This window comes from Peribacillus sp. FSL P2-0133, from assembly GCF_037975445.1.
GTDB lineage: Bacteria > Bacillota > Bacilli > Bacillales > DSM-1321 > Peribacillus > Peribacillus simplex_E.
Genome location: NZ_CP150254.1, coordinates 1,620,236 through 1,632,302, shown reverse-complemented (window position 1 = coordinate 1,632,302; position 12,067 = coordinate 1,620,236). Strand labels below are relative to the sequence as shown.

At 42.7% G+C, this 12,067-nt stretch carries 9 protein-coding genes; all 9 read right to left on the bottom strand.

Going from position 1 to position 12,067, the window contains the following annotated elements; genetic code table 11:
• Positions 1-29 precede the first annotated feature (29 nt).
• The gene (murD, locus tag MKY17_RS07885) at positions 30-1,382 is read right to left on the bottom strand and encodes a UDP-N-acetylmuramoyl-L-alanine--D-glutamate ligase (protein ID WP_098371084.1); all 1,353 of its coding nucleotides are present in this window, start codon (positions 1,380-1,382) and stop codon (positions 30-32) included.
• Positions 1,383-2,360: a phospho-N-acetylmuramoyl-pentapeptide-transferase gene (gene mraY / locus MKY17_RS07880; protein WP_034313901.1), complete on the bottom strand. Its 978-nt coding sequence runs from the start codon at positions 2,358-2,360 to the stop codon at positions 1,383-1,385.
• An 88-nt stretch (positions 2,361-2,448) separates the two neighbouring features.
• Positions 2,449-3,921 (bottom strand): UDP-N-acetylmuramoyl-L-alanyl-D-glutamate--2,6-diaminopimelate ligase, encoded by a 1,473-nt coding sequence (locus MKY17_RS07875; RefSeq protein WP_098371085.1) that lies wholly within the window; start codon positions 3,919-3,921, stop codon positions 2,449-2,451.
• A gap of 158 nt (positions 3,922-4,079) precedes the next feature.
• On the bottom strand, positions 4,080-6,002 hold the full coding sequence (locus MKY17_RS07870; RefSeq protein ID WP_098371086.1) for a stage V sporulation protein D: 1,923 nt from the start codon (positions 6,000-6,002) through the stop codon (positions 4,080-4,082).
• Between the two features lie 112 nt (positions 6,003-6,114).
• A complete protein-coding gene (locus MKY17_RS07865; protein WP_339201625.1) occupies positions 6,115-8,271 on the bottom strand; it encodes a penicillin-binding protein in 2,157 nt (718 codons plus the stop codon).
• Positions 8,272-8,273: 2 nt separating this feature from the next.
• Positions 8,274-8,630, bottom strand: coding sequence for a cell division protein FtsL (ftsL, locus tag MKY17_RS07860; RefSeq protein WP_076366682.1), 357 nt, complete (start codon positions 8,628-8,630; stop codon positions 8,274-8,276).
• A gap of 33 nt (positions 8,631-8,663) precedes the next feature.
• Entirely contained in the window at positions 8,664-9,596 is a 933-nt protein-coding gene (rsmH, locus tag MKY17_RS07855; protein ID WP_034313911.1) for a 16S rRNA (cytosine(1402)-N(4))-methyltransferase RsmH, read from the bottom strand.
• A gap of 52 nt (positions 9,597-9,648) precedes the next feature.
• Positions 9,649-10,080, bottom strand: a complete 432-nt coding sequence (gene mraZ / locus MKY17_RS07850) for a division/cell wall cluster transcriptional repressor MraZ (RefSeq protein WP_034313914.1) — start codon at positions 10,078-10,080, stop codon at positions 9,649-9,651.
• 343 nt (positions 10,081-10,423) lie between these two features.
• Positions 10,424-12,052 (bottom strand): bacillithiol biosynthesis cysteine-adding enzyme BshC, encoded by a 1,629-nt coding sequence (gene bshC / locus MKY17_RS07845; RefSeq protein WP_098371088.1) that lies wholly within the window; start codon positions 12,050-12,052, stop codon positions 10,424-10,426.
• Positions 12,053-12,067: the final 15 nt, after the last annotated feature.

The following is a 12,067-nucleotide window of genomic DNA, read 5'->3' as shown; positions in this document are numbered from 1 at the left end:
AGCAAGTTCACTTCTCTCTGCGAAAGCTCTTACTTAAGTTTATGCACGGCCTCCATAAACATGTCTCCTCTTTGCTCAAAAGTTTTATATTGATCCCAGCTTGCACAAGCAGGGGAGAGAAGAATGCAGTCGCCTTCATCTGATAATTCAAATGCAGCCGGCACGGCCTTTTCTACATTATCGACACGTTTTATATTCGCTATTCCTAATTCTTTGGCTACCCGTTCAATTTTTTCTGCCGTTTCACCAAAAGTTATCACGGCTTTGACATTTTTCATCGCCGGTTTCAGCTCATCAAATTCATTTCCGCGATCCAAACCGCCCGCCAATAAGATGACAGGTTCAGTAAAGGAAGTTAGCGCTTTGGATGCTGCAAGAATGTTCGTCGCTTTCGAATCATTATAAAATTTACGGTTATCGATCGTTGCCACAAACTGCAGACGGTGCTCCACACCATAAAATGTTTTCAGTACAGTCTGTATGGCTTCGTTAGCTACACCCTTCAGTTTGGCCGCTGAGATGGCAGCAAGCACATTTTCCAAATTATGTTTCCCAGGAAGGGCTATCTCTGAAACTTCAATGATTTTTTCTCCTCTGAAACTGACGGCACCATCTTCCACATAGGCTCCATTCTCATGTTTCACTTCAGCTGAAAAAGGAACAAGTTCAGCCTTGGTCTTTTTCGCCATGGACAAAACAAGATCTTGATCTGCATTATAAATCATGAAATCTGAGTCTATTTGATTTTTCGTAATGGCAGCTTTTGCTTCGACATATTCCTGTTTGGAACTGTGATAATCCAAATGTGCATCATACAAATTTGTCACGATTGAGATTTCAGGGCGAAATTCGTCTATTCCCATTAGTTGAAACGATGATAATTCAATGACGATCGAGTCATCGGGTTTTGCATTTTCAGCAACACCAGAAGCCACTGTCCCGATATTACCGGCAACCAGCGGGGATTTTTCACCGGTCTTCAACATTTCGTATACCAATGTTGTCGTGGTCGTTTTCCCATTTGTACCAGTGATCCCTATGAAAGGTGCTTCACTTATCTGATAGGCCAGTTCAACTTCCGTGATAACAGGGATCCCTTTTTCCAATGCCCCTTTTACGATAGGGTTCCGATAAGGGATTCCCGGATTTTTCACGATCAGCTCGAAACCCTCATCAAGAAGCTCGATCGGATGACTGCCGCAGATGACTTTGATTCCCTGTTCAAGAAGTCCTTGAGCCTCAGGATTTTCCGATAATGGCTTCATGTCATTAACCGTCACGAAAGCACCTAATTTATGTAGAAGCGAAGCTGCAATCACTCCGCTTTTTGCCAAACCCAATACTAATATCTTTTTCTCTGAATACTTTGCAGTCTCTTTCAATTATATCCACACCTCTAAATAGATTCCAAGTACCGCACACAGCAGCCCCACTGTCCAGAAAGTCACGACGACGCGCCATTCCGACCAGCCGGAAAGCTCATAATGGTGGTGAAGCGGACTCATTTTAAAAATACGTTTACCAGTCGTTTTAAAAGATCCTACCTGCAGGATGACCGAGAGCGTCTCAATCACGAAGACTCCGCCAATGATTACCAGGAGGATTTCAAGCTTCGTTAACAAGGCGATGGTTGCGATTGCTCCCCCAAGGGCCAAGGAACCCGTATCCCCCATGAAAACTTTTGCTGGATGTGCATTGAATACCAAGAACCCGAGTACTGCACCGACAACCGCCACCGAAAAAATAGCGACATCATATTGTGACTGACTCCAGGCCAAAATGGCAAAAGCACCAAAGGCAATGGCTGATGTTCCTGAGACAAGTCCATCAAGCCCATCCGTCAAATTGACGGCATTCGAAAAACCTACCAGCCAGAAAATAACGATAAACAGATAAAACCAGCCAAAATCAAAAGCAAAGTCAGTACCTGGAATCGTCAATTCAGGATTAAAACGGTCTGTCTGCTTAAAGACGAAGTAAAAGATGACAGAAATCACAATTTGTCCAAGCAGTTTTTGCTTGGAAGTCAATCCTAGGTTTCGCTTCATGACCACTTTGATGAAATCATCTAGGAAACCTAATAAACCAAAACCTAAAGTAACGAATAATAATAAATACGTTTCGGTTGAAGGTGCCGAAAATTTCAAAGTCATGACTAGTGTAGCGATGGTGACAGATAATAAAATAACCAAACCGCCCATGGTGGGTGTTCCAGTTTTCTTCAGATGCGATTGTGGGCCTTCTTCCCTAATACTTTGCCCGAATTTCAATCTTCTTAAAAACGGGATGAAAATCGGCGAAAGAAGAACGGTTACTAAAAACGCCACCAAAATCGTATAAAAAATCACTTGTTCCAACATTCCTTACTCCCTCATTCCTAACACAATTCAAATATAAAATTCTGCTTGATGTCTTTTCTTATTTGTTGCATGGCAATTTCAGCTTTGTTCAAACTGAACCCAAACGACTTTGAATCGCCTTTTCCGCTTCTTCACGGTCATCGAAGTGAAGCACTTCGTCACCGACCAATTGATAGGTTTCATGACCTTTTCCGGCTATTAATATAACGTCGCCCTCTTCCGCCTTGGAAACAGCGTAAGCAATCGCCTGCCTGCGGTCTTCAATAACCGTATATTCTTTGCCTGCTACACCAGCTTCCATATCCCGGAGGATCTGGGCAGCATCTTCACTGCGCGGATTATCCGAAGTGAAGATCGGGTCAGTCGCCAAACTGCATGCAATTTCGGCCATGATGGGACGCTTTGTCTTGTCTCGGTCCCCGCCGCAGCCCACTATCACGAAAATTTTCTTTCTAGCAAACTCACCAACAGTCTTTAGAACATTTTCTAAACTATCCGGAGTATGGGCATAGTCAACAATGACAGGGAAGTCCTGATTCGCTGTAATGAGCTCAAAACGGCCTGCAACACCTTTTATATCCTCGATGGATCTAATTGTCTCATCTAGATCGTTACCGGCACACAAAGCAGCTGAGATTGCAGAGAGCACATTATAAACACTGAATTTACCAATTAGCTTCAGCTGAATGTAACGCTCTTCTTTACCTGCTGTCAAGGTGAACGATGTGCCATTTGCATCAATTTGTATATCCTTGGCCCTGATATCTGCTTCTTTGTCTATGCCGTATGTTACAACTGTAGCAGCAGTCGCTTTAATGAAATCAGCTGTTGCCTCATCATCAGCATTAAGCACAGCATATTTAGGACGATTTTCTATGTAAGCATTGCCTAGCTGTGAGAAAAATAAGGATTTTGCCTGCCTGTATCTGTCCATGGTTTTATGAAAATCCAAATGATCCTGTGTGAGATTCGTAAAGACGGCAATATCATAATCACAGCCATGGACGCGTCCAAGCTCAAGTGCATGTGATGAAACTTCCATAATGGCAGTGGTAACGGATGCTTCGGCCATTTCATGAAAAGCCTTCTGCAGCGTAACGCTATCTGGCGTCGTATTCTTAGTTTCATATACCGTATCGGCAATTTTTGTATACATCGTGCCAATCAAGCCTGTTTTTTCTTGTCGATCCTCGAAAATCTTCTCCAATAAGTGACTGGTCGTCGTCTTTCCATTTGTACCTGTAATTCCGATCAAGCGCATCTTCTGAGTCGGATGGCCATAGAATGCATCGGCAAGCACCGCCATCGCCCTGCTCGAATCCCTGACTACGATCACGGGAACATCGAGGTCAAGCGGCCTTTCGGCAATGACTGCTGCAGCTCCATGTTCTACAGCAAGTCGGGCAAAATCATGACCATCGACTGTATAACCTTTTATACAAACAAATAAACTTCCGTCTATGACTTTACGGTTATCATTTTCAATGGAGGTGATTTCAGGATTTTCTCCTTCATACGTAAATAAGGAGTGTAAATAAGATAGTAATTTGTGAAGCTTCATTTTTCCATCCCTCTCAACTTAATTTGAGGATTCATTATATGTGATTAGCCTTGGCTTGTCGAGAAACCAATTTCAATTATACGGGGTTATCCCGACTCCGTAAACAAAGCGGCTGATGATTCTTCAGCCGCTTTAACTATTCATATATTATATTATACTTATTCTGTATTTTCGCCAAGATAAATTCTTATTGTGGAGCCTTGTTTTACTTTAACACCTGGATCCGGGGCTTGATTTATGACTTTATCCCCATTTCCGGCAATATCCAGCTTAAGGTCGATCAGCTGGGTTTGCAACTCTTTTTTGCTTAGACCCACAACGTCAGGTACCTCGACCATGACAGGATCCGTCCAGACCGTTTCCTTCTCAATCTGGTTTTTCCTTGGCTTGACGCCCATGGCCCTAAGTGAATCCTCCATGATATTCCCAACGATTGGTGCGGCAACGACCCCGCCGAACTGTACCGTTCCTTTCGGATTATCCACAGCGATATAAACGACGATTTGCGGATCATCCGCTGGTGCGACCCCAATGAATGAGAGAATATAATTATTTTCAAGGTATCTGCCATTTTCAGCTTTTTGGGCTGTACCCGTTTTCCCGCCGACTCGGTACGACTCCACGAATGCTCCTTTACCGCTACCTTGGGCGACAACGGATTCAAGTGCTTCACGGACTTTCTTCGAGGTTGCTTCTGAAATCACTTTTTTCTTCGCCTGTGGGGTCTTTCGCATCAGCACTTCCCCATTTTTTGGATTCACAAGTTCCTTCGCGATATAAGGTGTATACAAAGTTCCGCCATTCACAGCCGCCGATACCGCTGTCACCTGCTGAATGGGCGTTACGGCTACACCTTGTCCAAACGCTGTCGTTGCCTGCTCAACCGGACCCACTTGATCCATGTTGAACATGATTCCTTTTCCTTCTCCTGTTAAATCAATCCCCGTCTTTTGCCCAAACCCAAAATCATTTATATATTTAAACAGCTTGTCTTTACCAAGCCGGTTCCCTAATTCTACAAAACCAGGGTTACATGAGTTCTCGACGACTTCAAGAAAAGTTTGGTCCCCATGTCCTCCGCTTTTCCAGCAATGCAGTGTAGACCCTGACACTTCCACATGTCCGGAATCATAAAAATGTTCCTTTTGTAAGTCGACCTTCCCTTCCTCAAGCGCCGCAGCAAGCGTGATGATCTTAAAAGTCGAACCTGGTTCATATATACTCCAAACTGGTAAATTACGATTATACACTTCTGAAGGTACATTTTGAAAATTGGCCGGGTCGAAGGTTGGCCTGCTTGACATTGCCAATATTTCCCCTGTATTCGGGTCCATTGCAATGGCAATTAGACCATCGGGATCATATGTCGCCTCCGCATTATCGAGCTCCCTCTCCACAATTGTCTGGATTTTGCTATCGATGGTTAGCTTCAAGTTATCACCATCAACAGGGGGCTTATAGTCATCGGCCATATTCTCAAGCCTTTTCCCTTTCGCATCGGAGTAAAATTTAACGAATCCTTTTTCTCCGCTTAGTTCCTTATCATATGACAATTCAATACCCATCAACCCTTGATTGTCAGAGCCTGTAAAGCCAAGAACATGCGAAAGGTATTCACCAAATGGGTAATGGCGCTTTGAATCTTCAGCTATATAAACGCCCTTTATCCCTAATGCTTTTATTTCCTTCGCCTTTTCATGAGATATCTTTCTGCCTTCCGGAATTCTGACGCTCATCGCCTGTTTCGTTAACCATTGATAAGCCTTTTCCTTTGTCATATCCAATATTGAAGCAAGCTGTTCCGCCGTCTCCCCAGGATTCTCAATCTGTCTTGGGATGACATAGACTGTTGGAGCAGATATATTCGTTGCCAGCTCAACACCATTCCGATCGAGAATTTCTCCTCGTTTGGCTTCAAAAGGAATATTCCTGCTCCAGGAATCTTTAGCCAGCCCCGTCAACTTATCCCCTAGATAAAACTGTACAATTCCCAATCGGATATCAATGATAAAAAAAACAACGATACCGATCGCCAATGCGATTGCCAGCCGTTTTCGGACAGTAACATTCGAAACACGCAAAAACAGGCACCTCCATTTCATACATGCTTCAATATATGCTTGTCTACTCGATGCTAGACTAGAAACTTTGTAAGAATTAAAGAGGGGATCCATTTGGATCCCCTCTTTATCTTCACTCTGTTGTCTCTTTTGTCGGTATTTCTTCACCAGCCCCTTCAGGCTGGGATAATTCAATATTGAAGGTCTCTCCTTCCTTCACTTTTTTCCCGGCCTCAAGACTTTGTTTACTCACATATCCAGTACCTTCAGTTTTTAGCTCCAGTTTTGCAACCTTAGCCAATTTCATAACATCGCGCAGGGACCATCCCTTCATGTCAGGAACTTTCATTTCTCCTTCCGTCCTCAGGATTATCCTTTCACCCTGTAACAGTATACTCCCCGCTTTTGGGGATTGATCGAGCACTTTACGCCCACTGCCGATCGTACTTACATCATAGCCAAGTTCCTTCAGTTCTTTGGCAGCTGAACTTTCGGTTTGATTCGTATAGTCAACGATTTTATTTGCTTTTTGTTTTTTAACCTCAGAAGGCTTTATGTTTAGATATTGCAGGCTATTTTGCATGACAGGATTAAATATCTCTGACAATGGATCAGCCCCAACATAAGATACACCTAACTTCGGCTGCTTGACCGCCACATACATGACCAACTGCGGATCATCTTTTGGAGCCATACCTAAAAAGGAGAATACATAGTTATTTTTCCCTTCTAAATATCTACCTGTCGGACCAGGAATTTGTGCAGTACCGGTTTTCCCCGCTACTTCATATCCATCAATGGCATATTTTTTCCCTGTTCCTTTTTTCGCGGAAATTACCGTTTCCAAATAATCACGTACTTGTTTTGCAGTTTCTGCCGAAATCGGTTGCCCTGTCACTTTTGGCTTTGTCGTTTTCAAAATTTTTCCGGTATCTTGATCGGAAATGCTTTTTATCACGTACGGCTGCATCATTTTTCCGTCATTGGCTATTGCGGATGCAGCTTGGATTTGTTGAATCGGTGTAACGGTCGAACCCTGTCCAAAGGAAGTAGTAACTTTTTCAAGCTTATACTTGTATTGAATTTTTCCAGTTATCTCGTTCGGCAGGTCAATTCCCGTTTTTTTATCAAATCCGAACTTAGTCAAATACTCACGGAAAGTATCCTCTCCTATCTTATCCATTGCAAGAGTGGCAAAAGCGACGTTGGAGGAACGTTGAACCCCTTCAAGAAATGTCATGCTCTTCCCTCTTTCGATTCCGCTATGATCTCCGATTTTCCCCGATCCGGCTTTGTAGGTTCCAGCGACAAAGCTTTCATTCGGATTAAAGACCCCTTCCTCAACAGCCGCGGCAAGGGTGAATGTTTTCATGGTTGATCCCGGTTCGAAGCTTTCTTCAATAGCCAGGTTACGCCAAGTATCCGTAAGCCCGACTTTCGTTGTCGGGTGGAAGGTAGGCCTTTGCCCCATCGCCACAATTTCCCCCGTTTTTGGATTGGAGACAATCGCTATGATTTGCTCGGGATCGTATTTTTCCTGCACTTTGCTCATCGAATCTTCCAGGAACGTTTGTATTTTCTTGTCGATCGTAAGCATGACATCATTGCCATTATCCGGGGCAACCACCTTTTCCTTCGTATCCGGTAAAAGAAAGCCCCATGAGTCACTGTCATATGTCAGCTCCCCGTTCGTTTCCTGTAGTTCTTTATTGAGGTACTTTTCAATGCCGAACTTACCAGCCATTTCTTCCGTTTCTTCATCCTTTTCTACATAGCCAATCAGATGGGAGGCGAAAATTCCATTAGGATAAAAACGTTTATTCGTACTTCCGAATGTAATTCCCGGCAGTTCCATTTTTTCTATTTTCTGCTTGACGACCTGAGTCAAATCCTTGCCCGCACTGCCAAACTCCACCTGGTATGCCCCTTTTTTCGTAAGTCTTTCATAAATGTCCTGTTCATCCATGTCGATATATTTAGCTAGCTTACTAGCGGTCATCTCCGGATCCTTGACATGCTCCGGCTCCTTTTCACTGAGTACAGCCCTTAAGATATAGGAGGGAGTATCCTCAGCGATGACTTCACCCTTAGTATCGAGTATGCTTCCCCTTTTGGCTTCTAGGACCTGTTTTTTTTCATATTTCTTGTCGATTTTCGAAGCCAGTACCTCCCCGCCTGCTGTACCTGTCACCTGAATATACAAAAAGCGGCAGACTAATACAAAAAAGAGCAGGCCGAATAAGAAGAATAATCCGGCTGCCCCATGCTTCATATTTTTTTGTTTCTGCATTATCACTGCACACCCTTCACATTATTCTCATTTAACTTGAAGCCTAGCGCTGCAGCTTTTTTCCAAATTCTTTCGTATGTACTAAGTTCAGCAACCTGTACTTTCAAATCTTCATTCACTTTACCCTGTTTTTCAATCGACGTTTCCACTAGCTGGATTTCTTTATTCGTTTCATAGATGGCCGCTTGATTAGAGACTATTTTCACTCCCATAAAGGTAACCATGATAGCAAGGGCACATAGTAAGAAAACTTCACCAATGGATATCTTCGCTTTACGGATGACCACTGTTTGATGCGTCTGTTGCTGCTGTTGGTCTTCATATTGCTGTTCTTGTATTTTTTTGGCTATGGAACTCATTCATGTTCCCCCTCTACTGATTTTTTTCTGTGATTATTGCTTTTCGGCGATTCTTAACTTAGCCGACCGGGAACGATTATTCCCTTCCAATTCTTCTTCAGAAGGTAAAATCGGTTTTCTCGTAATTATTTTCATAGTTGGTTTGAATTCATCCGGGATAACTGGAAGTCCAGGCGGAAGGTCCGGCATGCTACTGGCTTTTTTAAATACCGTTTTACAAATTCTATCTTCTAATGAATGGAATGTAATGACAGATATTCTTCCTTCTTTATCCAAAAGCGATATGGCTTGCTCCAAGGAATCTTCAAAGACACCAAGTTCGTCATTCACAGCGATTCTTATTGCTTGGAACACTCGTTTCGCAGGGTGTCCGCCTTTACGTCTTGCCGGGGCCGGTATTCCATCCTTAATTAACTCCACAAGCTCGAATGTCGTTTCAATCGGTTTTATTTCACGTGCCGCTTCAATTTTCCTGGCAATTTGTTTCGAAAACTTTTCTTCGCCATATTGGAAGAAAATTCTCAGCAAATCATGGAATGACCAAGTATTCACGACATCATAGGCAGAAATTGCAGCACTTTGGTCCATCCTCATATCCAAAGGTGCATCATGGTTATAGCTGAAACCACGCTCTGGTGTATCCAATTGTGGGGATGACACACCTAAATCATAAAGGATCCCGTCCACTTTCTCGATTCCCCGGGCATTCAACTCTTCTTTTAAGTATTTAAAATTATTAGGAACAAGAACAATACGTTCGCCATAGCTTTCCAATTTTTCCTTAGCATTCCGAATCGCCGTTTCGTCCTGATCAAAAGCATAAAGCCTACCCTTGTCAGAGAGCTGTGAAAGTAAGTATTCGCTGTGACCGGCTCCTCCTAAAGTACAATCCACATAAATTCCATCAGGTTTGATGTTCAATCCATCAACCGTCTCTTTTAATAACACTGTTGTATGTTGAAACATGCTAGACATCCTTCCAATCGGTTATTGAGTGACCCTATTTCTGGGGGCAGCCTTAAATATCAAAGCCAATCATATTTTCTGCTATCTCAGCGAAAGAATCCTCAGAAGCTGAAAAATAGTTTTCCCAAAGGGATTTGCTCCAAATCTCAATACGATTGGTAACACCAAGAATTACACATTCTTTTTCCAATTGGCCATATGAAGTAAGCGGCGTGGGGATATTAATTCGCCCTTGTTTATCAATTTCGCACTCTGTAGCTGCAGAAAAGAAAAAACGGGTAAAGGCTCGGGCATCTTTTTTTGTTAAAGGTAGGGCTTTCAGCTTTTCTTCAAGCAGCTTCCACTCTTCCATAGGGTAACCAAATAAACATTGATCGAGTCCGCGGGTAAGGACAAATTGCTCCCCGAGATTTTCCCTGAATTTCACTGGGACAATCAAACGGCCCTTTATATCGATGTTATGATGGTACTCTCCCATGAACATACCCACAACCCCCACATTCTAATCTCAATGTACCACATTCCCCCACCTTTCTCCACTTGTTTTTACTTTCTCCTTCTAAGTAAAAATTCCCTTCTTTTCTACTTAAGTTTATTTAGCCAAATTATTCACAGAAACGTGCAATTCCCTCGAATGGACTCAGACTAAGACGCAGTCCCACCATTACTGTCGAAGCACTACCTGACAAGTGCCAATGAAACAGAAAAAAAGACAGGCTTTAGCACCTGTCTTTTTTACACTTTTTAATCCCTCCGTCAGGATTGGTTTGTGGCAACCCTATTCAAAATGATGTATCCGCCACTTTTCCCCAAAACGGATGGTTTTTCTATATGAAAATCAATTTATGTTGATTATTGAACCGGTATTCCAGTTTCATCATATCCCGTACGAACTCTGGCCCGTATTGATTCAAGTAATAAAACACATTCCAAATCCTCTCCTGGGGTGATCCAAGAGGGTACAGTGAATTTGCGATCCGTTCATATTTTTTCAATATGAACGAATGCCGTTCCTTTGTCCGGTCACCGATTTTGCCATACATGAAATTCAATTGCTTTTGAATGAATTCAATGTTTTTGTTCAACATCGGCTCAAGTCCTCTATCTAAAGAGACAGCGTGGTCAAATAGCTTTTCATGGTTCTCTTCAAGCTGTGATTTCAGAGTCCCGAACAGGGTGTCAATCGTCTCATCTTTCACCGAATCAAGGTAACTTTTTACAGCATTAGCGGTTCCTTCAGTCAGAACAGTTTCCAAACTGAGTTCCATTTCTTCAAGGTCGCTATGGATACTGCGCTCTACCAGCGTGATGTTTAACCTAGGAATGATTGGCGGCATCTTCATGGAAAACAACTCAAATGCCTTTTTTAATTCTGCCCAATAAGCTATTTCCCCTGGTCCAGAAACGAAAGCCAATACAGGGAAAAGCATTTCCTGCATGAGCGGGCGTGTAATGACATTGTTGCTTAATCGTTCTGGATGATTCTTGGCTATCTGCAAGAGTTCCTCCCCGGTGAATGATACCTCACCGTTTTTTCCGCTGAAACCGCCTTCTACACGTTCGAGTAAACATCGATCTTTTTTTTCTGGATCATAATAGAATAAATTAGCTGCCCGATTATCCATTTCAATCATTTTTGCATACCCCTTCGCATGCATGAATGATTGCTGTTCCTCGACCACCTCAGCAATTCGTCCACTTTCATTGACCATCGATTCAAAGTATGACTTCTCAATTCGCCTTAATTCCGGATCTCCGGCATCGACTAGTAAAAGGCCATATTCTTTGAACCATTCATGAATCAGTCTGGCGAAGAAATCAACGAAAGTATTCGATTGCTTAATGGTTTCCTTCATATCAATCAGGAGTTTATTCGTAAAGGCCGTTTCTCCATAAGTTTCAATGATTTCCTCAAGCCACTTCTCAGCCTTATCCGTTTCCAGCTCTACATCAGAAACCATTGTTTTATACGGCTGATAGGAAGGATAGGTTTTTTTATCGGGTTTACCGTTTTTCATAACATAAACATGATTGACTTCAGCCAAATCATGATCTTCTCCAGCTATCCAAAAAACTGGAATGACTGGCTGCCCCAGTTCTTTTTCCTGTTCTTCCGCAAGCTTAATGATAGAAATCACTTTATGAATGGTATACAGCGGCCCTGATAATAACCCAGCCTGCTGTCCTCCAATCACCACCACGGAATCATCCCTGCGCAACCTTTCAATATTCCCCTTAACTGCCTCACTGATTGAAAAACGAGACATGTATTGTTTTATGTAATCCGACAATTCATCACGTAAAAAAGAGCGGTTTATCAATTCATTATATCTATTGGGATAAATGTCAGGCTTAGACAAGTCATAGTGAAAATAATCCTCCGTTTCAAGACGGTTTTGTAAATAGTCCGATGCAAAACGGTTTAAAGATGGTAACGCGAGATCTTTCATCTCCATTTCTGTTCTCCCTTT

Excerpts from the sequence above, each read along its gene's own strand:
- mraY (WP_034313901.1), bottom strand. The coding sequence starts at position 2,360 with ATGTTGGAACAAGTGATTTTTTATACGATTTTGGTGGCGTTTTTAGTA.
- MKY17_RS07875 (WP_098371085.1), bottom strand. The coding sequence starts at position 3,921 with ATGAAGCTTCACAAATTACTATCTTATTTACACTCCTTATTTACGTAT.
- MKY17_RS07865 (WP_339201625.1), bottom strand. The coding sequence starts at position 8,271 with ATGCAGAAACAAAAAAATATGAAGCATGGGGCAGCCGGATTATTCTTC.
- ftsL (WP_076366682.1), bottom strand. The coding sequence starts at position 8,630 with ATGAGTTCCATAGCCAAAAAAATACAAGAACAGCAATATGAAGACCAA.
- rsmH (WP_034313911.1), bottom strand. The coding sequence starts at position 9,596 with ATGTTTCAACATACAACAGTGTTATTAAAAGAGACGGTTGATGGATTG.
- mraZ (WP_034313914.1), bottom strand. The coding sequence starts at position 10,080 with ATGTTCATGGGAGAGTACCATCATAACATCGATATAAAGGGCCGTTTG.
- bshC (WP_098371088.1), bottom strand. The coding sequence starts at position 12,052 with ATGGAGATGAAAGATCTCGCGTTACCATCTTTAAACCGTTTTGCATCG.